Origin of the sequence: Roseateles sp. (assembly GCF_039595295.1) — a bacterium.
GTDB lineage: Bacteria > Pseudomonadota > Gammaproteobacteria > Burkholderiales > Burkholderiaceae_C > Roseateles.
Genome location: NZ_JBCNLU010000015.1, coordinates 34,266 through 56,608, shown reverse-complemented (window position 1 = coordinate 56,608; position 22,343 = coordinate 34,266). Strand labels below are relative to the sequence as shown.

Sequence of the window (22,343 nt, the reverse complement as noted above, 5' to 3'; positions counted from 1 at the left end):
CGGCTGTCTGCCTCTCAGGCGGCTTCGGCCAGTCGCATGGCCAGGCGCATCTTGGGCTGACCGAAGGTGAGCGGCGTCGCGCCCAGGGTGCGCAGCGTCTGGATCAGGCCGTCGATCTCCTGCTCGCGATCGAAGAAGCCGTTGACGCCGGCCTCGGCACAGCGGTGCGCGACCAGGCATTCATCGGCATTGCTGACCACGTAGGCCGCGCCGCGGAAGCCGTTCCGGCGCAGGTGCTTCACCACCGACAGGCCGGAACCCTTCTCCAGCGCGATGTCGCACAGGATCACGTCGGGCCGGCACAGCGTGGCAACCATCACCGCGTCCGCCTCGCGGGCGACTTGCGCGATCACCCGCGCGCCGGGAATCGCGGCGAGCCGGCGACGCAGCGTCGCCATCCAGAGGTCACAGGGGTCGATGAGGAGAATCTTCATGGCGGTGTCCTGGTGGGGTTGACGAAGTCTCCCGCAGCGGGTGGCGCGGCGATGCCGCCGGGTTCCGGCGTCGGGTGTACGCCTGCTCCGCCGACGCGTGTCGGCAAATGACCGACAAGCGCCCGCGAGCGCGCGGCGCCCCCGCTACGATGGCGCTCTTCTCGGCCCCCTCTCCCGACTCTCGTGACGCTCTCGAATCCGGTGCTTCGGCGGATCGCCCGCATCCTCCAGCTGTCCCAGGCGGTCGCGCTCGTGCTGGTGATCTGCGCCAGCGCGGCGCTGGTGGTCAACGCCCGCAAGTACGACCAGGCTAACGACTGGGTCGAGCACACGCACGAGGTGCTGGACCAGCTCAACCAGGTGCGCACCACGCTGCTGCGGGGCGGCATCGCGCTGCGCAACTACGCCCTGGTGCCGCGTCCTGAATCGGTCGAGCGCCTGCGTGCCGCCACGCAGGACGCGCAGACCGCCGCCGGCACGCTGGAATCGCTGGTGCGCGACAGCCGCGAGCAATCCGCCCGCGCCGCCGAGGTCCGCGCCGAGACGCGCACCATCACCGGCTGGTACCTGACCGCCGCCGAGGCCGCCCAGCGCGACGGTCCCCAGGCGCTGCGCGACCAACTGAACGAGCGCATCACCACCGACGGCGCGCGGCGTCTGCGCGAGGTCCTCGACTCGATGGAGCACACCGAGCGCCAACTGCTCTCGGTGCGGCGCGCCGCCCAGGAGCGCGAGCTGCAAGGCGTCAAGGGCTGGGCGATGGGCTTGGCCGGGGCCTTCCTGGCCTTCATGCTCTGGACGATCGCGTACTCGACGCGGCTGGTGCGCTCGGGCGACCGGGACATCACGGCGCTGTCGGCCTCGGCGGACACGGACCCGCTCACGGGTCTGGCCAACCGGCGCGCGCTGGAGCGGCGCGCGCAGGAACTGCAAGGCCGCCCGATGAGCGTCGTCCTCTTCGATCTGGACGACTTCAAGCCGGTGAATGACGTCCACGGCCATGCGGCCGGCGACGTGGTGCTGCGCACCGTCGCGGATCGTCTGCGGGCGCAGTGCCGCGATGGGGACCTTATCGCGCGGGTGGGCGGCGACGAGTTCGTCGTCCTGTATCCCGGCCTGGTGGACCCGGCGCGGCTGACGCAGATCGACGAGCGCTTCAACCAGACGCTGGGCGAGCCCATTGATGTCGGCGGCGTGCGGGTCCGCATCGGCGTGTCCGTCGGCCACGCCATGTCGCGCGGCGAGCGGAGCTGGGAAGCGCTGGTCGAGGCGGCGGACGACATGTCCTACGCGGTCAAGAAGCGCAAGAAGGCGGCGCGCGGCGCGCCCGCGGAGAGCAAGCGCGCGCCGCTCGATCAGCCGGGCTGAACCGGCGCCCGGGCCCGCTACGGCAGGAAGTCCAGCGCGCTCGCCAGCTCGAAGCTCTGCGAGTCGGCCGCATAGCGCTGCAGCAGCGGCACGTGGCCCGCGCCGACGATCAGCAGCACCCGCGGCTGCCCCGCCGACGCCTGACGCAGGTTCTCAAACATGCGCAGGTTGCGCGTCATCCAGTTCCCGAGGTAATTGGCGCCGGCCGCCCAGTCGGCATCGCCAAAGCGCAGGTAATCGAAGTAGCGGCGGTGCGACTCGGCCAACCGCGCCGGGCTGTTGAGCAGCCGCAGGGCCGCCGCCGGGCCGCCCGCGCGGACGGCGCGGTCGACCTCGGACGCCCAGGCCTGCAGCGTCTGACGCTGCCCGCGCAGCGCCTCGCGTGGCGCCGGATTGCCGCGCGTGGCTTGATCCTCCGTCCAGGCCGGATAGTCGTAGGGGCGGAAGTCGCCGCCGGGCGGCTGGCCGCCCCAGTTGATGCCGCGCAGCGGGCCCAGCCCGAGCCGGCGCCGCAGACGAAAGCCCAGTTGCTCGATTTCCGACCGCCCCAGCGTCGCCTTGCCGGCCAGCCAGTCGGCGTAGCGCTGGTCCGCCGCTTCGTCCTTGGCGGCGTCCTGCTCGACGGTGATCATCGTGGGAGCAAAGCGCGCGACCGCCTCCGCGATCTGCTCGAGCGACCGTTGACGCTCGGGCGCGAGGATGTCGTCGTCCGCCTGCTTGGCCACATCGCGCCCGGGGTTGGCGAAGTGATAGACACCGAGGAGCAGCAATCGAGGCCGGCCCGCCGCGATGCCCGCGGGCGTGGCGTCGGCAGTTGCGGCAGAGGTGGCGGATGAGACAGGCGCATTGCCTGGCGCGGCGGTCGACGCCGCCTGCGCGCGCAAGGTCAGCGCCAGACCGGCGGCGCCCGCGAGTAGTTGGCGACGGCGCGGGGACGCCCCGCTTGCAGGGGCCGCGGGGGTGGCGACGGGTAATTTGTCAGACATGGAATTCAACGATGAAGTCAAGGTGGCGCGGAGTCTCGACCGACCACCGGGCCCGGCGCATGCGCCAGCCGACGAAGCGCAGACCGGCCGGGCTGGGACGTCGCCAGCGCCGATCGAGCGGCGCCTCGACACCGTCCTACACCCGCCGGCCGGCAAGGTCTTTCTCATGCAACTCATAATGTTGCATGAAACCCAGCAGCCAGCTTTCCGACGTCCTGCACGTCCTGCTCCACATGGCCGAGGGCGACGGCCCGTCGACCTCGGAGGCCCTCGCCGCCGCGATGTCGACCAACCCGGTCGTGTTGCGCCGTCTGATGACCGGCCTGCGCGAGGCGGGCTTCGTCTCCTCCGCCAAAGGTCACGGCGGCGGCTGGGTCATCAGCTGTCCGCTGGAGCGCATCACCCTGCGCGACGTGCATGAAGCGCTAGGCGCGCCGGCCTTGGTCTCGCTCGGCTTCCGCGAGGACCGCCCCGAATGCCTGGTCGCGCAGGCCGTCAACGAGGCCCTCGGCAACGCCGTGCGGGAGGCCGAGGCCGCGCTGCTCAAGCGGCTGGGCCATGTGACGCTGGCCGCTCTGTCCCGCGACTTCCACCAGCGCCTCGCCCGCCACCACCAAGCCGGCGGCGACGGCCATCACCGACTCGAGGAGCACCTCCATGAAGATTGATTTCGCGATCATCGGCGGCAGCTATGCCGGCCTCTCCGCCGCGCTGCAGCTGGCGCGCGCCCGCCGCCAGGTGCTGGTCGTGGACGCCGGTCAGCGCCGCAATCGCTTCGTCGACGAGGCCGACGGCCACGCCCACGGCTTCCTGACGCAGGACGGCCGAGCGCCCGCCGCCATCGCGGCAGAGGCGCGGCGCCAGCTGATGCGCTATCCCACGGTGCACTGGATGGACGGCCTCGCCGATGAGGCCCGGGTGCGGGAGGACGGCCGCTTCGAGTTTCGCGTCGACGAGCTCGGCGTCGACGCCGGCCGCCTGATCCTGGCCACCGGCGTGCGCGATGAGCTGCCACCGGTGCCAGGTCTTGCCGAGCGCTGGGGCCGCAGCGTCTTCCATTGCCCCTACTGCCACGGCTACGAGATGGATGCCGGCCGGATCGGCATCATCGCCAGCTCCGCGCTCGCGCAGCATCACGGGATCATGCTGCCGGATTGGGGGACGCCGACGCTCTTCCTCAACGGCGCCTACACGCCCAGCGATGAGGAGCTGGACGCCCTCGCCCGCCGCGGCACCCGCGTGGAGCCCACGCCTATCGAGCGCATCGACGGCATCGCCGATGTCGTGCTGAAGGACGGCCGCACGCTGACGATGAACGGGCTGTTCACGCAGCCGCGGACGTCGCTCAGCAGCCCGGTCGCGGCGCAGCTGGGTTGCGCGATGGAAGAAGGTCCGATGGGGCCCTTCATCAAGGTCGGTCCGATGCAGGACACCAGCATCCCGAATGTCTTCGCCTGCGGTGACGCCGCTCGCGCGGCGGGCAGCGTGACCTTGGCGGTGTCGGACGGCGTCATGGCGGCGCTGGGCGCGCATCGCTCGACGATGTTCTGAGCGATTCAGCGCCTTGGGTCGGCCCGAGGATCGGGGCCTTGGGTCCTGAGCGCTTCAGGCGCACGGTGTCCGGAGGCTTTCGCCGCGGTCGCCTGCGCCGCCCGCACGCACTTCTCCCGGAACTTGGAATCGTCCAGCAGCCCGAGCGCCGGGATCAGCGCCAGCCCTGCCGAAATCGACAGCGTGCCCGCGATGTTGGGCGCGCTCATCAACGAGGGCTTCCACATGACCACCTCCCCTGTCGCCCTATCGGCGCGTGGTACGGACCTTCCTGTGCCCGCGGCCACCACTGAGGTTCACATGGCGTATGCGAACCGCGCGGGGCTTCTGCTGAAGCAAAGAGGCAGGAAACGGGGTGATCCTAGACCCGCGATCGGCTTTCGCATAGAGCCCTTTCCCGAGAGTCTGATGCCCGGCCAGGGGTCTACAGGCGGTAACCTTGAGCCTCCTCCGAAGCCCCACCCGCCGCCGCGCGAGTGATAGGTTTTGGTTTCGAATCTCCCGTCGTTCCCATTGCCGTTTCAGATGTACGACCGCCCTTTCACCGCCCATTCCCTCGATGTCGCGATTTCCGAGCTGCTCGCCGCGACCTCCGACAGTTTCGACACCGATCTCGATGCCCGCATCAGCGAGGTGCTGCGCGGCCTGCGCGAACAGCTCGACATGGACGTGGTCTTCGTGTCCGAGTTCCTCGATGGCGAGCGCGTCTTCCGCTTCGTGGACGGCGAGTCGGAGATCGAAGTCAAGATCGGCGATGCCGCGCCGCTGGAGCAGAGCTACTGCCAGCGCATCGTCGAAGGCCGCGCGCCGGAGCTGATGACCGACGCGTCCCAGGTCGCCGCGAAATACGAGCTCCCCGCCACGCCGGTGCCGATCGGCGCTCACCTGAGCGCGCCGGTGGTGCTGTCGGACGGCCGCATCTTCGGGACGGTCTGCTGCTTCAGCCTGCGGGCCAACCCGTCGCTCGTGTCCGAGGACCTGTCGCGCCTGAAGGGCTGCGCCCGCCTGGTCGCCCGCAAGATCGAGGCGCAGGACTTCCAGGACACGATGCCGTTTCTGAACGATTGATCAGGGGCAGCTGAGGGCGTCAAAAGCCATCGAGCCGGCCTTCCCGAGTGGAGGACCGGCTCGATGTCCGTTCGATCGCTGTGAAGTGGCCGCGCCGACATCCCGCCGCGCAGCCCCCTTTCCTCAGAACCGCTGCGACTGCATGTAGTCGTCGAAGCCCGCCTCGGCGAAGCGGAACCACAGGTTCTGGTCGCGGCGGAAGTTGGCGTAGTCCTCGTACACCTTCTTCCAATTGGGGTTCTTGGCCGACAGCTCCGCATACAGCGCCATCGACTCCTTGAACGCCAGGTCCATCGCGTCCTTGGGGAAGCGCATCAGCTTGGTCTTGCCGCCGCCCACCAGCTGCTTGAGCGCCTGCGGATTCACCACGTCGTACTTGGCCTGCATGTCAACATGCGTGTAGGCCGAGGCCGCTTCGATGATGGCCTTGTACTCCGGCGTCAGCGCGTTGTAGGCCTTCATGTTGAGATAGAAGTCCACCTGCGGACCGCCCTCCCACCAGCCCGGGTAGTAGTAGTACGGGGCGACCTTGTCGAAGCCCAGCTTCAGGTCGTCGTACGGGCCCACCCATTCGGCCGCGTCGATGGTGCCCTTCTCGAGCGCGGAATAGAGCTCCCCGCCCGGCAGGTTCTGCGGCACGCCGCCCATGCGCTCGATCACGCGGCCGGCGAAGCCGCCGATGCGGAACTTCAGGCCCTTGAAGTCGGCCGCCGACTTGATCTCCTTGCGATACCAGCCCGCCATCTGCGCGCCGGTGTTGCCGCCCGGGAAGTTGATGATGTTGTAGTTCCGATAGAACTCGCGCATCAGCTTCAGACCGTTGCCGTGGAAGGTCCACGCGGTCATCTGGCGCGAGTTCAGCCCGAACGGAATGGACGCGCCGATGGCGAAGGTCTCGTCCTTGCCGAAGAAGTAGTACGGGACAGTGTGGGCGATCTCGACGGTGCCGTTCTGCACGCCGTCCACGACGCCGAAAGCGGGCATCAGCTCGCCGCCCGCGTGGACGCTGATCTGGAACTTGCCGCCGCTGAGCTCGCTCACCTTCTTGGCGAAGACCTCTCCGCCGCCATAGATGGTATCGAGCTGCTTGGGAAAGCTCGAGGCCATGCGCCAGCGCAGATTGGCCTGCGCATGCACGATGGCCGGAGCCGCTCCGGCGGCCAGCACTCCGGCCAGACCCGCCTGCTTGACGAACGAACGACGCTCCATGAAGTCTCCTGTCCTGTTTGGCTTGTTGGTTTTACGAGCGAAAGCAGGATTAACCACGCCACGGCTGGCGTCAACCTGACAGACCCGAGGTCACCTCGCCGTCACGTCGTCCAGCGTCTTCAGGAAGGCGATCAGGTCGCGGATTTCCGGCTCGCTGAGCGAGGGCTTGCCGCCGCGTCTGCCGCCGAACGGCGCCTCATGGTTGACGTTGTCCCGGTACCTGGCCGGCAGGTCGTCGAAGACCTGCACCCGGCCCTTGGCGTCGCGCGGGTAGAAGCGCTCCGGATTCGTGTCCCGCTGCGCGTAGAAGCGCACCGCCTCCTCCAGCGAATGCACGACCCCGTTGTGGAAGAACACCCGCCGCGTCGCCACGTTGCGCAGCGACGGCGTCTTGAACAGGCCGCAGTACTCGGGATGGTCCTTGAGGTCGGTGCGCAGCGGACCGCAGGTGCCCAGGTCGTGGAAGGACGCGTCCCGGTTGGCCGGGATGGCGCCGTTGCGCGGCACGCCGATCGCGATGTGGCCCATGTCGGTGAACACGGGCATCGCGCCGCGCTTGATCGCGCTCGGGTGGCAGGACGCGCAGTTCCCCTTGTCCTTGCCCTCGAAGAGCGCCAACCCGCGCGCTTCGGCCTGCGTCAGCACGCCCTTCCCGCGCAGGTAGGCGTCGTAGCGGCTGCTGAAGGGCGCAAAGTCCTTGGGGCTCTGCTGGAAGACCTCCAGCGCCAGCACCATCGCATTCCAGGCCAGGCCGGCATCGTCGAAGACATGCGGCCCGAAAGACTGCCGCAGCAGTGCCGCATTGGCCGAGCCCTTCATCCGCGCCACCACCGCGCCGCGGTCGGCATTGGCCATCTCGAAGGGTGACAGCAGCGGCGCCTCGGCCTGCTCGTGCGCCGAGGCGGCCCGGCCGTCCCAGGCGAAGCCGCCGGTCGGTCCCTGATCCAGGCTGTCGTCGCCGTCGTTGTCGAAGAAGTGCTCGGAGAACTGCGGCGTCGTCTGGCGATACATCAGCGAAGGCACCGCGCGCAGACCCGGCACCGCGCCGGTCGGGCCGCCCAGTTGCACCGGCAGTGCGTTCGGCGGCCCGTAGGCATGGGCGGGATCGTGACAGGACGCGCAAGACATGACCCCGGAGGCCGACAGCGCCTTGTCGAAGAACAGCTTGCGGCCGATCTCGGTGAGCTCGTTGGCGCTGGGCCGGCGCTCGAAGCTCGTCGCATAGAAGGGCTTGGCGGCGGCCGTCGATGTCGATGCAGGCGCGGCGACCGCCGGGGTCGCGGCCCGCACGGCACCGCCGCCCAGCGCATGCCCCGCGAAGGCGCCGACGGCGACGCAGACCGCGCCCAGCGTCAACACGGACGCGGGCAGACGCCAGCGGGCGGCTGCCCGCCCCGCGACGGAATGCGACTCGGCGAGGCGACGGGAATGAGCGGCGGAATGAGCGGGGGACGGACGGTGTTCAGGCAGGACGGTCACGGCGTATGGACAACGAAATCGCGAGATTTAACGGCTTCGCGCAACGTTCTTAACGACCTCATGACGCGTCGTGCAGCTTACGTGCGCAGACAGCGGTTTACCGGCAACGAATGACACGGGCGTGTCATGTGCGGAAACGAAGCTGCGCGCCGTTCGCCATTTCTCCTTGCTGGAGTTCAGCCATGAAGATTTCCTTCCCTCCCCTGCGTCTGACGCAAGTCCTGACCCCCGTCGCGCTCGGCGCCCTGCTGATGCTGGGCGGCTGCTTCGGCAGCGACGGCAACGACGCGCCGGTAGACACCACGACCGCCCTGCAGAACAAGGTCCAGAACATCGTCGTGATCTACGCGGAAAACCGCGCCTTCGACAACCTGTACGGCAACTTCCCCGGTGCCAACGGCCTGAGCACCGTGGTCGATTCCACCGGCAAGGTGACCGCCGCCTACATCGCGCAGAAGGATCGCAACGGCACGGTGCTGGCCGCGCTGCCACCGGTCTGGGGCGGCGTGACCGCGCCGGGCAGCACGGTGACCGTGACGCAGGCGCAGAGCGCCGGCCTGGCCAACGCGCCCTTCAACATCGGCACGGCCTTCAAGGCCAGCGCCAACGCGACCATCGACGGCAGTGTCGTCACCCGCGACCTGTATCACCGCTTCTTCGAGAACCAGATGCAGATCAACGGCGGCAAGAACGACATGTTCGCCGCTTTCGCCGACTCGGGCGGTCTGGTGATGGGCTACTTCGACTACAGCGCCTCGCCGCTGTACAAGCTGGCGCAGCAGTACACGCTGGCCGACAACTTCTTCCAGGGCGCGTTCGGCGGCTCCTTCCTGAACCATCAATACCTGATCTGCGCCTGCGCGCCGGAGTACCCCAACGCCGACACCGCGGCGGCCAAGCCCTCGATCCAGGTCCTGGACAAGAACGCGGACGGCTCGTACACGAGCAACCTGACGCTGGCGGGCACGAGCAAGGCCTCGGCGCTGGATGGCGCGCCGACTTTCGCGGGCAGCGGCAACATCACGCCGGCCAACTACTTCGGCGACAACAAGTTCTATGCGGTCAACACCATGCAGCCGGCCTTCCAGCCCTCAGGCAACGGTCCGGCCGACCTGAACGGCAACAACGCGCTGTACGCGGACGCGTCCAAGGCCACCACGCTGCCGGCGCAGACGCAGCAGAACATCGGTGATCTGCTGACGGCCAAGAGCGTGAACTGGGCCTGGTACGGCGGCTCGTGGAACAACGCGTCCAAGGACGGCCAGCAGGTGGCGACGGCCAAGCGCGCGGTGATCTACGCAGGCAACGCCAACGGCGTGGCGGCGACGGACGCGGTGGACTTCCAGCCGCATCACCAGCCCTTCAACTACTACGCCAACATGGATCCGGTGAGCCACGCGGCGGACCGCGCGGCGCATCTGAAGGATTACGACGATCTGTTGAAGGACGCGGCGGCGGGCTCGTTGCCGCCGGTGAGCTTCTACAAGCCGGAGGGTCTGTACAACCAGCACCCGGGCTACGCCAACATCGCCAACGCGGACCAGAAGATCGCCGACCTGGTGGCCAAGCTGCAAGCCAGCCCGCAGTGGAAGAACATGGTGATCGTCGTGACCTACGACGAGAACGGCGGTCAGTGGGACCACGTCGCGCCGCCCAAGGGCGACAAGGTCGGACCGGGCACGCGGATTCCGGCGCTGGTGATCTCGCCGTTCTCGAAGATGGGGACGGTGGATCACACGCAGTACGACACGGCGTCGGTGCTGCGGCTGATCACGCGGCGCTTCGGTCTGACGACGCTGCCGGGTCTGCAGAAGCGCGACGACGCGCTGAAGGCGGCTGGCGGGCAGGCGATGGGCGACCTGACGAATGCGTTGAATCTGCAGTGAGCGGACTGCGGGGGGATCCCACCCTCTCCCCCGCCCTCTCCCGCCCCGCGGGAGAGGGAGTGAACGGAGACCGCGCCTCGCGATTGGCAGCGAGCCTTCCTACCCCCTCGCCCGCTTGCGGGAGAGCGGACTGCGGGGGATCCCACCCTCTCCCCCGCCCTCTCCCGCCCCGCGGGAGAGGGAGTGAACGGAGACCGCGCCTCGCGATTGGCAGCGAGCCTTCCTGCCCCCTCGCCCGCTTGCGCGAGAGGGCTGGGGAGAGGGTCTTCGGAGTCCTGCGGACTGCTGGGGAGCGTGTCTTCGGGGTCAATGCCGATCGAGGGAAAATGCGCCCTCCCCCGCCTCCCCAGCCCGAGCCATGCAGTCCCCCTCGCCTGAGACGCCAGAACACCAAAGCCACTCTCTCCAACGGGGCCTGAAAAACCGCCACATCCAGCTGATCGCGCTGGGCGGCGCGATCGGCACCGGTCTGTTCCTGGGCATCGCCCAGACCATCCAGCTCGCCGGCCCCTCGGTCCTGCTGGGCTACGCGCTGGCCGGCATGGTGGCCTTCTTCATCATGCGGCAGCTCGGCGAGATGGTCGTCGACGAACCCGTCGCCGGCTCCTTCAGCCACTTCGCCAACAAGTACCTGGGCCCCTTCGCCGGCTTCCTCTCCGGCTGGAACTACTGGTTCCTCTACATCCTGGTGGGCATGGCGGAGCTCTCCGCCGTCGGCGTCTACGTGCGCTACTGGTGGCCGGACATGCCGCACTGGGTCTCGGCGCTGGTCTTTTTCGCGCTGATCAACCTCATCAACCTCGCCAGCGTGAAGTCCTACGGCGAGACCGAGTTCTGGTTCTCCATCGTCAAGGTGCTGGCCATCATCGGGATGATCGGTTTCGGCCTGTGGCTCCTGATCAGCGGCCACGGCGGCCCCGAGGCGACCGTCGCCAACCTTTGGCAGCACGGCGGCTTCTTCCCCAACGGCGCGGCAGGTCTCGCGATGGCCATGGCGGGGATCATGTTCTCCTACGGCGGCCTGGAGCTGGTGGGCATCACCGCCGCCGAGGCCGACGACCCGAGCCACAGCATTCCGCGCGCGACCAACCAGGTCATCTACCGCATCCTCATCTTCTACATCGGCGCGCTCGCCATCCTGCTGGCGCTCTACCCCTGGCAGAAGGTCGCCGGCGGCGGCAGCCCCTTCGTGCTGATCTTCCAGGCGCTCGGCAGCGACACGGTCGCGACGGTGCTCAACATCGTGGTACTGACGGCGGCGCTGTCGGTCTACAACAGCGGCGTGTACTGCAACAGCCGCATGCTCTTCGGCCTGGCGCAGCAGGGCAACGCGCCCCGGGTGCTGTTGGCGGTGAACAAGCGCGGCATCCCGGTCGCGGCCCTGGGCGCGTCCGCGGTGGCGACCGGCTTGTGCGTGCTGATCAACTACCTGATGCCCGGCGGCGCCTTCGAGTTCCTGATGGGACTGGTCGTCTCGGCCGTCGTCATCAACTGGGCGCTGATCAGCGTGATCCACCTGAAGTTCCGCGCCGCCAAGCGGGCCGCCGGCGAGGAAACGCGCTTCAAGAGCCTGGGCTACCCGCTCACCAACTGGTTCTGCCTGATCTTCATGGTCGGCATGCTGGTGGTGATGCACATGACGCCGGGACTGCGGCTGTCGGTGTATCTGATCCCGGTGTGGCTGGGCGTGCTGTCGCTGGGCTACCTGCTGCGCCAGCGCCGCGCGATCAGTTGATCCAGCGACCAGCGCCCGCCCCCGCGCCCCAGCAGCACGAGCATCGGCGCGGCCCAGCTCAAGTGCGTGGGCCAGGCCGAGGGATAGACGAAGGTCTGGATCACCGCCGTCATCCCGAGCACGCCCAGCGCCGCGAAGCGCGTCCCCAGCCCGAGCACCAGCAGCACCGGCAGCACGTGCTCGGCGGCCGTGGCCAGGTAGGCCGCGATCTCCGGCGCAATGAGCGGCAGCGCGTAGTCCTGTCGGAAGAGCAGAAAGGTGGTGTCGGTCAGCGTGAACCAGCCCTCCACTTTCGTGCGGCCGGAGAGCCAGAACACACCCGCGATGCTGAAGCGGCAAGCGAGCAGCAGCAGGTCGTCGGGCAAGGCGCGGTGCAGGCCGGCACCGATGCGACTCAGGTTCATGCGGTGATCGCCGTGAAGGCGCCTCGTGAAATCAGACGGGCCAGCGCGGCGCTGGCATCCGTCTCGGGGTGAAGGCTCAGCGCTTCATCGAGCGCCTCGCCCAGGACGAGCCCTCGCGCGCAGGCTTGCAGCAGCGCGTGCTCGCCAAGATCGATCTCGACGGCGACGACCGCGCCCGTGGGGCGGGTCATCAAGCTGGACTGGCCGTACCAATGCGGCGGATTGGGATCCGGCCGAGCGGCGCGGGCTGCGTCCCACAGGCTGAAGGCAGGCCAGTGATCGCTGCGATGCCAGCGCGCGGCGGGATGCGGCCGCAGGCGCAGGCGCGCGAGTGCGTCGCCCTCTCGCCCCGCGTGCTCGGCGAGGTCCGCCAGCGACAGGATCGGCGCATCGGCGGCGATGTGGCTCTCGCTCCAGAGCCGATCGAGGCGGGCCACATCGGACAGCCAGGGCCACTCCTGGGCGTCGTCGCCCCGTGCGAGCACATTGGCGACGAATTCGGGAAAGCCTGCGCCATAGCCGTGCAGCCTGCCGTCCGACGGCGGCTGCGCGCGCGCATAGGCCAGCGCGGTGGCGGCGATCCAGTCATCGCCCGTCAGCCGCCGCACCGCCGGGTACAGCGACAGCAAGGCGTCGACGCAGCCCTTCAGCACGGTGTTGCGATAGACCGCCACACCGGGTTGCGCGGCCAAGAACGTCGACGGCTGCTCGGCCCACAGGTCGCGCCAGAAATGCCGCTGAAACTCGACGAGCGTCATGACTGGACCTCCGCCATCGCAGGTGCCGCTGTCGCTGGTGCCGCCGTCACCCGCTGCGCCCGCGCACGTTCCGCCATGAGCGCCTCGAATGCCGGCAGATGGCCGTCGCGCTCGATCAGCGTCGGTCGCGGCCCGATGCGCGCGGTCAAGCGCTGAAGCAGCGCCCACACGGGCTCGGCCACCGGCGCGTCGTGGCTGTCGATCAGCAACTCGTCGCCGAGCGCCGGATCCGCGTGGTGGCCGGCGACATGGATCTCCATCACCAGCGCCCCGTCGACCCGATCGACCCAGCACGCCGCGTCGATGCCGACATTGGCCGCCGACACGAACACGTTGTTCACATCGACCAGCAACCCGCAGCCGCTGCGTCGCGCGAGCTCGTGCAGGAAGTCGACCTCGTCCCAGTCATGCGCATCCAGTCGCAGGTAGTGGGACGGGTTCTCGATGGCCACACGGCAGCCCAGCCGGTCCTGCATGCGCGAGACATTGGCCGCGATGCGGCGCAGCGCCTCACTGGTGCGCGGCACCGGGAGCAAATCAGGCGCATAGGCGCCGCCGAAGCGGCTCCAGGCCAGGTGCTCGGACACCTGCGCCGGTCGCACGCGCCGCACCAGCGCGGCCAGGCGATCCAGATGATCGGCGTCCGGCGGCGCGTCCCCGGCCAGCGACATCGACACCCCGTGCAGCGACAGCGGATGCGCGTCGCGCAGCGTGTCCAGCAAGGCGAGCCGCGGGCCGCCGTCGACCAGGTAGTTCTCGGGATGGACCTCGAACCAGAGTCCGGCCGCGCGCGCCTGCAGCGCGTGCTCCGCGAACTCCGGCTTGAAGCCGAGTCCCGCGCCGAGGACGCCGCTCACGGGCTCAGCCCTTCATCGGGGTCAGCGAGCCCATGCCCTTGGGCGTCTTGATGCTGGTGCAGGTGCCGGCGGGCACGTACTTCCAGGCGTTGGGCTGGTAATCGGCCTTGGCGGTGCCGGCGCAGGTCGTGCCGGGGCCGGCGGCGCAGTCGTTCTTGCCGGCCATCGCGACGCCGTAGCACTTCTCCTTGGCGTCGGCGGGCTTGGCATCGGGCATCTGCGGCTGCTGGGCCAGCGCGGCGCCGGCGGACAGCGCGGCCAGCGCGGCCAGCGCGGACAGGACGAAGCGGACGGAGGTCTGGGTGGGGGTGGTCTTCATGAGGCACTCCAAAAGAGAAGCAAACGCGGAAGTTGTGGATCGGACGCCCCGCTCCCCCAAGGGCTTGCGGTGGCGTTCCGATGGCTAATTCGCGTCGTTCGGACGCCGGGTTACAGCGACCGGCGCGAATCGCTCCACTTTCTTTTTGAGGCCCGCTGTAACTTCCTGGACGCTCGAACGAACGCGCGCGCCATGCGGCCGCTTCCCGCTTCATCGGCGCCGGCGCCGGTCGACCACCCATCGAGCGACCCGCGCGACTGGGACCTCGGAACCGCTGTCGCGCGAGGTGCGACTTCGCCGCGTCCCACGTGGCGACGGCCTCTTCGCAGGTCGGTCGGCGCGGGTTCGCTCCAGTCACTTCTCAGCCCCTCATGAAACACATTCACCTGCCTGGCCGTCGATCCGCTCATCGCTGGATCGGGGCGCTCGCCCTGACTTCCCTTCTGGCCGCCTGTGGCGGCGACCCCAGTCAGCCGCTCATCCCGACCCGCGCCGCCAACCATCTGTACACGCTGACCAACGAGAGCCAGAACGCGGTGGTCCATTTCGTCCGGCGGGACGACGGCACGCTGCTGCGCAAGGGGTCGACCGCCACCGGCGGCAAAGGGACAAATGGCGTGACGCTGGACGGCAGGACGGCGCCCGACTCGCTCGTGAGTCAGCACGCGGTCGTCGCCGACGCCGACACGGGCCGGCTGTTCGCCGTCAATGCCGGCGACCACAGCATCTCGGTGTTGTCGATCGATCCCAAGACCGGCGAGCTCGCCCTGCTCAAGCGAAATGCGACCTCCGCCGGCATGGCGCCCAACAGCCTGGCCTACAGCCACGGACGTCTCTACGCGACCTTTCTGCGAGGCACCCCGCAGGTGGGTGCGTTCAAGGTCCATGCCGACGGAACGCTGTCCCAACTGGGCTCCTACGATCTGCCGGCGCTGGCGGGCACCCGCGCTGATGTCGCGCCGACGCAGTCGGTCGTCGCTCCGGGCGGCGCGCACCTGGTCGTCAGCGCCGGTATCCAGAACGACGCACTCGTGTCCTTCGGCATCGAGTCCGGCGGTCAGCTGACCCGGCCGGTGGTCAGCCGCACGCAGGTGAAGACGCCCTTCGCCGGCGTGTTCGTTCCGCACGCCAAGACGCCGACTTGTCTGTCGACGGGCATCTCGGACGTGTCGCTGAGCGCCTACCACCACGCCCCGGCCACCGGCACCCTGACGCGCGTGGGCCATGCGGTCGCGCCGGGGGTGAAGGATCCCTGCTGGATCGCGATCACACCGGATGGACGGGTGGCCTACGTCGGCAATGGATCTGGCGCGATCTCTTCGTTCTCCGTAGGGCCGAAGGGCGAAATCGCCCTGCTGCACGCGAAGGCCGCCATCGAGCCCTCGATCAAGCAGGACGTCCCCAGCGTGGCGGGCGACTCCTGGATCAGCCCGGACGGCAAATACCTGTACACGGCCTTTCTGGGCGCCGACAAGGTCGTGGCCTATCGCATCGGCTCGGGCGGATCGCTGGTCAAGCTCAACGAGGTGGTCGTGGGAACGGCCTCCGGACTGAGCCTGCAGGGGCTGGTCGGCCTCTGAGTCCTGCGCCGCCGCGGGGGAGCGCCTGCGCGGAGGCCGCGCCGTGATGGGATTATTTTTTTCAGGGTCGCTGTAACCTTTGGCGGCCATGACGCGAATAGACCCCGTGATCGCGACGGAACCCGAGCTGCACGCCCTCTTCCTGGCCGGACTGGAAGGAGACGGCGCGGCCTACCACCTCTTCCTGCAGGCGCTGGGCGCGCTGCTGCGCGGCTATTTCCGGCGCCGGCTGCAGCAGCTGCCGGACGAGGTCGAGGACCTGGTCCAGGAGACGCTGATGGCCGTGCATGCGCAGCGCCAGACCTATCGCCGCGGCGAGCCGCTGACGGCCTGGGTGCATGCGGTGGCGCGCTACAAGCTGGTCGACCTGTGGCGACGCCGCGAGCGCCATGAAGCGCTGCATGAACCGCTGGATGAGGAGCTCGCTGTCTTCGCGCAATCGGACCACGAGGCCGGCGAGGCGCGGCGCGATCTGAACCGCTTGCTGGAGGAGCTCCCCAGCCACCAGCGGCTGCCCATCCTGCACACGAAGTTGGAGGGTCTGTCGGTGCAGGAGACCGCGCGGCTGACGGGCATGAGCGAATCGGCGGTGAAGGTCGGCGTGCACCGCGGGCTCAAGGCGCTGGCGCGCCAATGGAAGGAATCCTCATGAAGACCGACGACCTGATCGGACTGCTGGCGGCCGATGCCGCCCCGGTGCCGCGCCATGCGGGCGAGCGCCGCTTCGCGCTGGCGCTGGCGGCGGGCGCGCTGCTGGCCCTGGCCTGGGTGGCGACGGCCTACGGCTTGCGCGCGGACTTGCCGCGCATCGTGTTCATGCCCGTGTTCTGGGAGAAGGTGGCGATGCCGCTGGCGGTCGCGGTGAGCGCGGTGGTCGTGCTGTTCCGGCTGGCCCATCCGGGGATGCGGCTGCACGGCGGGCGACTGGGCGCCTGGTTGCCGGTGGTGCCGGTGCTGCTGCTGTGGATCTGGGCGGCGGCGGTGCTCGCGACGGCCGCGCCGGACGCTCGCGCGGATCTGCTGCTGGGCAGCACCTGGCGGGTGTGCGTGTTCAACGTCGTGGCGACCGCGCTGCCGGTCGGCGCGGGTCTGTTCTGGGCGCTGCGCGGGCTGGCGCCGACGCGGCCGATGCTCGCCGGCGCGATGGCCGGCTGGCTGGCAGGCGCGGTCGGGGCCAGCGTCTACTCGCTGCACTGCCCGGAGATGGACGCGCCCTTCCTCGCCGTCTGGTACGTGCTGGGGATGGCGATGTCGGCCGGGATCGGCGCGTGGGCGGGACGGCGCTGGCTGCGGTGGTGATTCCCGGTGCCGAAGACCTCGCGTTTGGTGGGCGTGGCGCCGGTGTCCCCGCCTCGATACCGCTGACCGTTGCCGGCGGCGTAGACGATGGAGGGGAAGTCCAGCAGCTGGCGTTGGACAGTCTCCGGCGCCATCGCTCGCTCGAGCGCGGCGGATTGCGCGCTGCGCACCTCCTCGCTCATCGAGGGCGCGAAGGCCTCCAGCATCTTGAGCCGGCTCGCGCGGAGCGGCGCGACGGGCCATGCACGCAGCGGCGGACTCAATAGCCGCGTTCTCGATGGACATGCGGCGGGATCTTTCCGCTGACGCGGAACGTCCTGATGTTCGCCGCCACGATCGCCGACGCCGTCCCGCGGTCCGTCGGTCCGGAGATGTGCGGCAGCACGGTCACGGCGGGGTGATGCCAATGCCAGCTGTCCTCGGGCAGCGGCTCGACTGCGAACACGTCGAGCACGGCATGCCCAAGCCGCCCTGCGTCGAGCGCGCGCCGCAGCGCCTCGTCATCGACGATTGCGCCCCGCGCGAAGTTGATCAGCGACGCATTCGGCTTCATTCGCGCGAATGTCGTCTCATTCAGCAGGCCGCGCGTTTCCGGCGTCAATGGGAGCAGACAGACAAGGATCTCCGCATGACCGAGCAATGCCGACAAGCCCTCCTCGCCCGAATGCGCGAGGACGCCGGGCAATGACTTGAGCGAGCGGCTCCAGCCCTCGACCCGGAAGCCGGCCGACTGCAGGCGTTTCGCCGCCTCATCACCCAGCGCGCCCAGTCCGAGCAGGCCCACCGTCTTGTCGCGCGGCTTGACGTACTCGATCGGCCGCCATTGCCGCGCCTGCTGCTGCCGCGCATAGGCCGGCATGTCGCGATGGAGATAGAGCGTCCAGGCAAGCACCGCTTCGGCCATCGTCTCAGCCAACTGCGGATCGACGAGGCGAACGATGCGCAGTTCCGCGTCGCCCGCATCGCTCAAGTCAGCGACCAGTCGTTCGACGCCTGCCCATACGCTCTGCACCCACTTCAGCCGCGGCATGCGCCGCAGATCGGCGGGACTCGGATTGGCGACGATGGCGACCTCGCATTGCGCGAGCTCGGCATCGCTGAACTCGCGCAACGGCGCAATGCGCAGCTCCGGCATCGCCGCCCGCAGCGCGGGAACCCATCCCGCCCCAGCCGCGGCATCCGCGACGAACGGCACCCGATACACCGGCTCGCTCACGAGGCGAAGACCTTGTCCAGATCCGCGAATCCCTTGACCTCGATGGGATTGCCGCTGGGGTCGAGGAAGAACATGGTGGCCTGCTCGCCGGGCTCGCCGACGAAGCGGCGGCTGGGCGGGATCACGAAGTCGGTGCCGGCGGCGGTCAGCCGATCGGCGAGCGTCGTCCAGTCCGACAGGCCGAGCACCAGGCCCAGATGCGGCATCGGGACCATGTGATCGCCGACGCGGCCGGTGTTGGTCACCGGAAAGGGCTCGCCCAGATGCAGCGAAATCTGATGGCCGAAGAAGTCGAAATCGACCCAGGTGTCGGTGCTCCGGCCCTCGGCGCAACCCAGTACCCCGCCGTAGAAGCGGCGCGAGTCGTCGAGGTCGCGGACGTGATAGGCCAGATGGAATGCGCTCTTCATGGAGACTCCTCGATGGGCTGGGGGCCGGGGGAGTCTAGAGCAGCGCTGATGGCGGCCTTCAACGCCGCGCGCGCAAGCAATCGGGTCGAGTCCAGCGTCGGCAGCGATGAGTTGGCGTCGCTGATGATCAATGGGATCTCGGTGCAGCCGAGCACGACCGCGTCGCATCCGCGTGAGCGGAGATCGTCGATGGCGAGCTGGAAGCGGGCGATCGTTCCCTCGCGGATCGTGCCGGGGACGAGCTCGTTCATGATCAGCGCGCCGAGCTCATCGCGCCATGCATCGGTGGGTCTGACGGGTTCGAGCCCGGCAGCAGAGAGCGCCGCCGGATAGACGTCGCTGTCGACGAGCCACTTCGTTCCAAGAATGCCGATGCGATGGAAGCCTCGGGAGCGGGCTTCATCGGCGACGACGCGCGCGATGTGGAGCCACGGCAATGGGGAGTGGGGTTCCACCAGGTCGAATGCCTGGTGAATGGTGTTGTCGGGGCACAAGAGCAATTGCGCGCCGGCGGCTTTGAGCTTGTGCGCGGACTCCAGCATCAACGCGGCCACCGCGGCCCGGTCGCCGCGCTCCAAGGCGTCGACGTAGAGATGCAGCGACGGGGTGTGCATGCTGATCTCAGGGTGGGCATGCGGGCCGAGCAAGGCCGCGCCTTCGGCGCAGATCGTCCGATAGCAGAGGGCGGCACCTTCGGCGGAGCAGCCGACGAGGCCGAGGTGCAGCGGCTTGTGCATCGATTCGCTTGGTCTCATGGCTCGCTTCCTTCCATCATTGATGGCTCCGCCCTGAACGCCTCCACCTCATTCGCCCGCAACTCGACGGCGACCCGCTCCGCCACCGACTTGATCCTCCGCTTCGATTCGGAGTCCGCTGACAGGTCACCCAAGACCGCCTGATCCAGCCCGCCCTCGCAATGCGCCGAGTAGGCGCATGCCATCAGCACTCTCAGATCCGGTCGCCCGCCGCTCTCGTCGTGCGTCGCGATCAGCGCGCCCAACTCCACCGCATGCCTGAACTCGTCGTCCGTCAGACCGCCGCCCTGCTTGCCTTCGAAGTGCCCGAAGCCCGTCCACTTGGACGCGAGGTGATCCCATTGCGACCACGCCATGCCTTGTCTCACGATCTCCGGGAATGGATCGGCCACTTTCGGCACGGCTGAATCCTTCAGGAAGCGATGCAGGATGTAGCCCTGGAGACTGTCCACCGCCTGCACGAATGCGAGCCCGAGTCGGTCATCGGGCCGCGGCATCGCCGTCGTCGGATCATCGGCAAACGGGCCGCAACGCGCATTGATCTCCTGCATGGCCGCCACCCGTTTGACGCGAAGCTCCGACGACAGCACCGAATCGGCGACGGGCAAGCCCTTGCCCGGACTGGGCATCTGGATGCCCTCTCGGAGCCGTTGCACCGCGACGACTTCCTGCAGCGAGCGTCGGCAGAGACTGTCGATCTCCCGGGCGATGGCGAAGGACCCCGGTCTCCTCTCGGCGTGCAGCCGAATCGCGATCGCGTAGGGATCGGAGCTCGACATCGCAACCGCCATCTGGTCCGCATGCGTCACTCTCGTCTGCGGCACACCGACGGTGACTGCGCTCGATGCCGTGAGGACAGGCCGGACAGCCTCCGGCATGCCTCGTCGAACACCCATATCGCCCCGCGCGGAAGGACGCGCGTCTTCTTCCTGCCATCGCATCTCAGCCCAGCCGCAAAGCCCCGCGGCCATCGTGATTGCCAATCCAACCGCAATCGGCAAAGGTTTCCTGAACACCATTCCATCCATCGTCAAGGTTTCTTCGCCCTGAACGCCTCCACATCATTCGATTTCAACGCCGCGGCGATTCGTTCGGCCATGGCCTTGATCCTCGCCGCCGCTGCCGCGTCCGAAACATCGCCGATCGTCAGCTGAGCCACGCCTTCATCGCAGGTCGCCGAATACGAGCACGCCGACAAGCTCCGCAGATCGCCTCTTTCACCACCCTGCTCCGGCACGGTGACAAGCACGGACCCCAGCTCCATGGCCCGTCTGAACTCGCCGGCCGACAGCCCGCCCGCCGGCTTGCCCTCGAAGTAGCCGAACGGCCCTTCCTTCAGCGACAGCAAGCCCCACGCCTGCCACAGCATCCCTTGCTCCACCAGCATGTTCATCACCGGCGCGATCTCTTACGCGCTCGGCGGGTTCTTGGTGATGTTCTTTCCGGCATCCCGGAATGCCACGCCGAACTCGTCATCCGCCAAGGGCTGGGAGATGTCCCGGTCGTCAATGAACGGGCGGCAGCGCGCCTCGATCTCCTGCGAGGCCGAGGTGCGTTTGGACAGCACGTCCGGCGACAGACCTGCATTCGCGGCGGGTGCGCCGCGTCCGCGAGGCGTCGTGGTCATCGTGTCCGCGAATGACTTCATCGACTGCGATTTCATATATGAGATGCGGCACAGGCTGGCGAGTCGTGCCGCCACCGCGAACCCGCCGGGCGTCTTCGAATTGCGCAGCTTGACGGCCAACGCATAGGGATCGGAGCTTGTCGCCGCGGCGGCGAAGAGATCGGCGGACGATTGGCGCGGCTTCGCCCTCGGAGCCGAGGCCCGAATGGCACTCGACGCAGCGGGCTCCGTCTCCGAATCGGCCGCTTCCGACACCATATGGGCGGCCGCCACGGTTTCCGCTCTCGCGGCCAGACGCACCGCGTCACCCACCGGATTCAGCGCCCACCAGCCGTACAGCACGGCAGCCATCGCGAGAGAGACTGCGATCGCAATGGGCAAGGGTCTCTTGAAGTCCATTCAGGGCTTCCTCTTGAACCGCTCGGCATCGCCAGACCGCAAAGCCTCGGCGATGCGAAGCGCGATCGGCCGGACCCTCGAGATCAATGCCGGGTCCGATGGTTTCTCCATGGCCACCAGTTGAGCCATCACTCCATCGCATCGCGCGGAGTAGACACACGCGGCCAAGGACCGCAGGTCCTCCCGTCCCCCCTTGCCCTGGGTCGTCGCAAGAATCGCCGCCAACTCCATGGCGCCTTTGAAGTCACTCTCCGAGAGCCCCCCATTCAACTTGCCATCAAAGTAGCCATAGCCGGCATCCTGGGATGACAGCGCGTACCAGTACTGCCACAGCATCCCCTGCTCAGCGAACACCCTCATCTGACGTTCGATGTCCTCGGGCGTCGAAATGCTCGTGACCATTCGCTTCTCCGTTTCACGGAGAGCCACACCGGACGCGTCATCCGCCAAGGGCTGGCCGAGCTCATGGTCGTCGACGAATGGGCGGCAGCGCGCCGATATCTCCTGCGCGGCCGCCGCCCGCCTCGCCATCACGTCCGGAGACAGGCCATCATTGGAGACGGGATACCTTCCCGTGACAGCCCGCACGGGTTGGCCGGGAACGAACTCCTTCATCACCAGGGTCATCTCATAGGCCTTGCGGCATTCGAAGACCAAGTACCTGGCGGCAGCAAAGCTACCTACTTCCCGTTGACTCCGATATCGAACCGCAAATGCATAGGGATCCGAACTCGTCATCGCCACGGCAATCAAGGCCGCCGTGGTCTTAGGCGCGGCCTCTGCTGGAGTGCGCACCGATGCAATCGGGCCACCCGGATCCGTGACCACCTGAGCCTGCGAGGCGCCTTTAGAGCCGCCTCGATCCGCAAGCTTCGCCCCCTGGGCAACTCTTCCTGATTCTCGCCAGCCGTATATCGCGGCGACGAGCGCAATCAGCAAGGCAAGTGCAATCGCAACAGGCAGCGGCCTTCTGAAGTCCATTCAATCGCTCAATGAAAAATGG

General features: G+C 68.3%; 25 protein-coding genes. 9 read left to right on the top strand and 16 right to left on the bottom strand.

Annotated features, from left to right (window positions below; genetic code table 11):
• Positions 1 to 14: 14 nt before the first annotated feature.
• Positions 15 to 434 carry a response regulator gene (locus ABDW59_RS13235; protein WP_343630310.1) on the bottom strand — a complete coding sequence of 140 codons (420 nt, stop codon included), beginning with the start codon at positions 432 to 434 and terminating at the stop codon, positions 15 to 17.
• 183 nt (positions 435 to 617) lie between these two features.
• Here ABDW59_RS13235 and ABDW59_RS13230 point away from each other — a divergent pair, with 183 nt between their 5' ends.
• Positions 618 to 1,802 (top strand): diguanylate cyclase, encoded by a 1,185-nt coding sequence (locus ABDW59_RS13230; RefSeq protein ID WP_343630309.1) that lies wholly within the window; start codon positions 618 to 620, stop codon positions 1,800 to 1,802.
• A gap of 17 nt (positions 1,803 to 1,819) precedes the next feature.
• Here ABDW59_RS13230 and ABDW59_RS13225 read toward each other — a convergent pair whose 3' ends face one another.
• The gene (locus ABDW59_RS13225) at positions 1,820 to 2,788 is read right to left on the bottom strand and encodes a DUF5694 domain-containing protein (protein WP_343630308.1); all 969 of its coding nucleotides are present in this window, start codon (positions 2,786 to 2,788) and stop codon (positions 1,820 to 1,822) included.
• 185 nt (positions 2,789 to 2,973) lie between these two features.
• Here ABDW59_RS13225 and ABDW59_RS13220 point away from each other — a divergent pair, with 185 nt between their 5' ends.
• Together ABDW59_RS13220 and ABDW59_RS13215 are read left to right on the top strand one after the other, a co-directional pair.
• Positions 2,974 to 3,456, top strand: coding sequence for an Rrf2 family transcriptional regulator (locus ABDW59_RS13220; RefSeq protein WP_343630307.1), 483 nt, complete (start codon positions 2,974 to 2,976; stop codon positions 3,454 to 3,456).
• A complete protein-coding gene (locus tag ABDW59_RS13215; RefSeq protein WP_343630306.1) occupies positions 3,446 to 4,339 on the top strand; it encodes an NAD(P)/FAD-dependent oxidoreductase in 894 nt (297 codons plus the stop codon). Before ABDW59_RS13220 ends, ABDW59_RS13215 begins: the two co-directional genes overlap by 11 nt.
• Positions 4,340 to 4,344: 5 nt before the next feature.
• Here ABDW59_RS13215 and ABDW59_RS13210 read toward each other — a convergent pair whose 3' ends face one another.
• Entirely contained in the window at positions 4,345 to 4,566 is a 222-nt protein-coding gene (locus tag ABDW59_RS13210) for a hypothetical protein (RefSeq protein WP_343630305.1), read from the bottom strand.
• Between the two features lie 298 nt (positions 4,567 to 4,864).
• On the opposite strand from ABDW59_RS13210, the gene ABDW59_RS13205 reads away from it, so the two are divergent.
• A complete protein-coding gene (locus tag ABDW59_RS13205; RefSeq protein ID WP_343630304.1) occupies positions 4,865 to 5,407 on the top strand; it encodes a GAF domain-containing protein in 543 nt (180 codons plus the stop codon).
• A gap of 123 nt (positions 5,408 to 5,530) precedes the next feature.
• On the opposite strand, the gene dctP is transcribed toward ABDW59_RS13205, so the two are convergent.
• Together dctP and ABDW59_RS13195 are read right to left on the bottom strand one after the other, a co-directional pair.
• Positions 5,531 to 6,616 carry a TRAP transporter substrate-binding protein DctP gene (dctP, locus tag ABDW59_RS13200; protein ID WP_343630303.1) on the bottom strand — a complete coding sequence of 362 codons (1,086 nt, stop codon included), beginning with the start codon at positions 6,614 to 6,616 and terminating at the stop codon, positions 5,531 to 5,533.
• Between the two features lie 90 nt (positions 6,617 to 6,706).
• On the bottom strand, positions 6,707 to 7,975 hold the full coding sequence (locus tag ABDW59_RS13195) for a cytochrome c peroxidase (protein WP_343630302.1): 1,269 nt from the start codon (positions 7,973 to 7,975) through the stop codon (positions 6,707 to 6,709).
• Positions 7,976 to 8,277: 302 nt separating this feature from the next.
• Between ABDW59_RS13195 and acpA the strand changes: the two genes are divergently transcribed.
• Both acpA and ABDW59_RS13185 read left to right on the top strand, forming a co-directional pair.
• Positions 8,278 to 9,981, top strand: a complete 1,704-nt coding sequence (acpA, locus tag ABDW59_RS13190; protein ID WP_343630301.1) for an acid phosphatase — start codon at positions 8,278 to 8,280, stop codon at positions 9,979 to 9,981.
• A 358-nt stretch (positions 9,982 to 10,339) separates the two neighbouring features.
• Positions 10,340 to 11,716 (top strand): amino acid permease, encoded by a 1,377-nt coding sequence (locus ABDW59_RS13185; protein ID WP_343630300.1) that lies wholly within the window; start codon positions 10,340 to 10,342, stop codon positions 11,714 to 11,716.
• Here the strand turns inward: ABDW59_RS13185 and ABDW59_RS13180 are convergent.
• From ABDW59_RS13180 to ABDW59_RS13165, 4 genes are read right to left on the bottom strand one after another with little or no spacing between them, the layout of a single operon-like run.
• Complete coding sequence (locus ABDW59_RS13180) at positions 11,683 to 12,120, bottom strand: DoxX family protein (protein ID WP_343630299.1); 438 nt, start codon at positions 12,118 to 12,120, stop codon at positions 11,683 to 11,685. The two genes, ABDW59_RS13185 and ABDW59_RS13180, sit on opposite strands and share 34 nt — an antisense overlap.
• Positions 12,117 to 12,878 (bottom strand): putative DNA-binding domain-containing protein, encoded by a 762-nt coding sequence (locus tag ABDW59_RS13175; RefSeq protein ID WP_343630298.1) that lies wholly within the window; start codon positions 12,876 to 12,878, stop codon positions 12,117 to 12,119. Before ABDW59_RS13175 ends, ABDW59_RS13180 begins: the two co-directional genes overlap by 4 nt.
• Complete coding sequence (locus tag ABDW59_RS13170; RefSeq protein ID WP_343630297.1) at positions 12,875 to 13,735, bottom strand: DUF692 domain-containing protein; 861 nt, start codon at positions 13,733 to 13,735, stop codon at positions 12,875 to 12,877. The genes ABDW59_RS13175 and ABDW59_RS13170 overlap by 4 nt, the downstream gene beginning before the upstream one ends.
• Positions 13,736 to 13,739: 4 nt before the next feature.
• On the bottom strand, positions 13,740 to 14,054 hold the full coding sequence (locus tag ABDW59_RS13165) for a DUF2282 domain-containing protein (RefSeq protein ID WP_343630296.1): 315 nt from the start codon (positions 14,052 to 14,054) through the stop codon (positions 13,740 to 13,742).
• Positions 14,055 to 14,425: 371 nt separating this feature from the next.
• Here ABDW59_RS13165 and ABDW59_RS13160 point away from each other — a divergent pair, with 371 nt between their 5' ends.
• The 3 genes from ABDW59_RS13160 to ABDW59_RS13150 all read left to right on the top strand — a co-directional run bounded on the left by ABDW59_RS13160 (position 14,426) and on the right by ABDW59_RS13150 (position 16,933).
• Complete coding sequence (locus ABDW59_RS13160) at positions 14,426 to 15,634, top strand: beta-propeller fold lactonase family protein (RefSeq protein ID WP_343630295.1); 1,209 nt, start codon at positions 14,426 to 14,428, stop codon at positions 15,632 to 15,634.
• An 88-nt stretch (positions 15,635 to 15,722) separates the two neighbouring features.
• Positions 15,723 to 16,286, top strand: a complete 564-nt coding sequence (locus ABDW59_RS13155) for a sigma-70 family RNA polymerase sigma factor (protein ID WP_343630294.1) — start codon at positions 15,723 to 15,725, stop codon at positions 16,284 to 16,286.
• Positions 16,283 to 16,933, top strand: coding sequence for a DUF1109 domain-containing protein (locus tag ABDW59_RS13150; RefSeq protein WP_343630293.1), 651 nt, complete (start codon positions 16,283 to 16,285; stop codon positions 16,931 to 16,933). Before ABDW59_RS13155 ends, ABDW59_RS13150 begins: the two co-directional genes overlap by 4 nt.
• A gap of 259 nt (positions 16,934 to 17,192) precedes the next feature.
• On the opposite strand, the gene ABDW59_RS13145 is transcribed toward ABDW59_RS13150, so the two are convergent.
• Genes ABDW59_RS13145 through ABDW59_RS13115 form a run of 7 tightly spaced genes read right to left on the bottom strand, consistent with a single transcriptional unit; the run spans position 17,193 to position 22,321 of the window.
• Positions 17,193 to 18,149, bottom strand: a complete 957-nt coding sequence (locus ABDW59_RS13145; protein WP_343630292.1) for a glyoxylate/hydroxypyruvate reductase A — start codon at positions 18,147 to 18,149, stop codon at positions 17,193 to 17,195.
• Positions 18,146 to 18,559: a VOC family protein gene (locus ABDW59_RS13140; RefSeq protein ID WP_343630291.1), complete on the bottom strand. Its 414-nt coding sequence runs from the start codon at positions 18,557 to 18,559 to the stop codon at positions 18,146 to 18,148. The genes ABDW59_RS13145 and ABDW59_RS13140 overlap by 4 nt, the downstream gene beginning before the upstream one ends.
• Positions 18,556 to 19,296 (bottom strand): amino acid racemase, encoded by a 741-nt coding sequence (locus ABDW59_RS13135; protein WP_343630290.1) that lies wholly within the window; start codon positions 19,294 to 19,296, stop codon positions 18,556 to 18,558. Before ABDW59_RS13135 ends, ABDW59_RS13140 begins: the two co-directional genes overlap by 4 nt.
• 14 nt (positions 19,297 to 19,310) lie before the next feature.
• The gene (locus ABDW59_RS13130) at positions 19,311 to 20,342 is read right to left on the bottom strand and encodes a hypothetical protein (protein ID WP_343630289.1); all 1,032 of its coding nucleotides are present in this window, start codon (positions 20,340 to 20,342) and stop codon (positions 19,311 to 19,313) included.
• A 2-nt stretch (positions 20,343 to 20,344) separates the two neighbouring features.
• Positions 20,345 to 20,707: a hypothetical protein gene (locus ABDW59_RS13125; RefSeq protein WP_343630288.1), complete on the bottom strand. Its 363-nt coding sequence runs from the start codon at positions 20,705 to 20,707 to the stop codon at positions 20,345 to 20,347.
• 15 nt (positions 20,708 to 20,722) lie between these two features.
• Complete coding sequence (locus ABDW59_RS13120; RefSeq protein ID WP_343630287.1) at positions 20,723 to 21,292, bottom strand: hypothetical protein; 570 nt, start codon at positions 21,290 to 21,292, stop codon at positions 20,723 to 20,725.
• A 48-nt stretch (positions 21,293 to 21,340) separates the two neighbouring features.
• The gene (locus tag ABDW59_RS13115) at positions 21,341 to 22,321 is read right to left on the bottom strand and encodes a hypothetical protein (protein WP_343630286.1); all 981 of its coding nucleotides are present in this window, start codon (positions 22,319 to 22,321) and stop codon (positions 21,341 to 21,343) included.
• Positions 22,322 to 22,343: the final 22 nt, after the last annotated feature.

Excerpts from the sequence above, each read along its gene's own strand:
- ABDW59_RS13210 (WP_343630305.1), bottom strand. The coding sequence starts at position 4,566 with ATGTGGAAGCCCTCGTTGATGAGCGCGCCCAACATCGCGGGCACGCTG.
- ABDW59_RS13120 (WP_343630287.1), bottom strand. The coding sequence starts at position 21,292 with ATGGCTGCCGTGCTGTACGGCTGGTGGGCGCTGAATCCGGTGGGTGAC.
- ABDW59_RS13150 (WP_343630293.1), top strand. The coding sequence starts at position 16,283 with ATGAAGACCGACGACCTGATCGGACTGCTGGCGGCCGATGCCGCCCCG.
- ABDW59_RS13130 (WP_343630289.1), bottom strand. The coding sequence starts at position 20,342 with ATGGATGGAATGGTGTTCAGGAAACCTTTGCCGATTGCGGTTGGATTG.
- ABDW59_RS13225 (WP_343630308.1), bottom strand. The coding sequence starts at position 2,788 with ATGTCTGACAAATTACCCGTCGCCACCCCCGCGGCCCCTGCAAGCGGG.
- ABDW59_RS13125 (WP_343630288.1), bottom strand. The coding sequence starts at position 20,707 with ATGAACATGCTGGTGGAGCAAGGGATGCTGTGGCAGGCGTGGGGCTTG.
- ABDW59_RS13185 (WP_343630300.1), top strand. The coding sequence starts at position 10,340 with ATGCAGTCCCCCTCGCCTGAGACGCCAGAACACCAAAGCCACTCTCTC.
- ABDW59_RS13235 (WP_343630310.1), bottom strand. The coding sequence starts at position 434 with ATGAAGATTCTCCTCATCGACCCCTGTGACCTCTGGATGGCGACGCTG.
- ABDW59_RS13175 (WP_343630298.1), bottom strand. The coding sequence starts at position 12,878 with ATGACGCTCGTCGAGTTTCAGCGGCATTTCTGGCGCGACCTGTGGGCC.
- ABDW59_RS13165 (WP_343630296.1), bottom strand. The coding sequence starts at position 14,054 with ATGAAGACCACCCCCACCCAGACCTCCGTCCGCTTCGTCCTGTCCGCG.
- ABDW59_RS13215 (WP_343630306.1), top strand. The coding sequence starts at position 3,446 with ATGAAGATTGATTTCGCGATCATCGGCGGCAGCTATGCCGGCCTCTCC.
- ABDW59_RS13140 (WP_343630291.1), bottom strand. The coding sequence starts at position 18,559 with ATGAAGAGCGCATTCCATCTGGCCTATCACGTCCGCGACCTCGACGAC.
- ABDW59_RS13135 (WP_343630290.1), bottom strand. The coding sequence starts at position 19,296 with ATGCACAAGCCGCTGCACCTCGGCCTCGTCGGCTGCTCCGCCGAAGGT.
- ABDW59_RS13180 (WP_343630299.1), bottom strand. The coding sequence starts at position 12,120 with ATGAACCTGAGTCGCATCGGTGCCGGCCTGCACCGCGCCTTGCCCGAC.
- dctP (WP_343630303.1), bottom strand. The coding sequence starts at position 6,616 with ATGGAGCGTCGTTCGTTCGTCAAGCAGGCGGGTCTGGCCGGAGTGCTG.
- ABDW59_RS13205 (WP_343630304.1), top strand. The coding sequence starts at position 4,865 with ATGTACGACCGCCCTTTCACCGCCCATTCCCTCGATGTCGCGATTTCC.
- ABDW59_RS13160 (WP_343630295.1), top strand. The coding sequence starts at position 14,426 with ATGAAACACATTCACCTGCCTGGCCGTCGATCCGCTCATCGCTGGATC.
- ABDW59_RS13155 (WP_343630294.1), top strand. The coding sequence starts at position 15,723 with ATGACGCGAATAGACCCCGTGATCGCGACGGAACCCGAGCTGCACGCC.
- ABDW59_RS13115 (WP_343630286.1), bottom strand. The coding sequence starts at position 22,321 with ATGGACTTCAGAAGGCCGCTGCCTGTTGCGATTGCACTTGCCTTGCTG.
- acpA (WP_343630301.1), top strand. The coding sequence starts at position 8,278 with ATGAAGATTTCCTTCCCTCCCCTGCGTCTGACGCAAGTCCTGACCCCC.
- ABDW59_RS13220 (WP_343630307.1), top strand. The coding sequence starts at position 2,974 with ATGAAACCCAGCAGCCAGCTTTCCGACGTCCTGCACGTCCTGCTCCAC.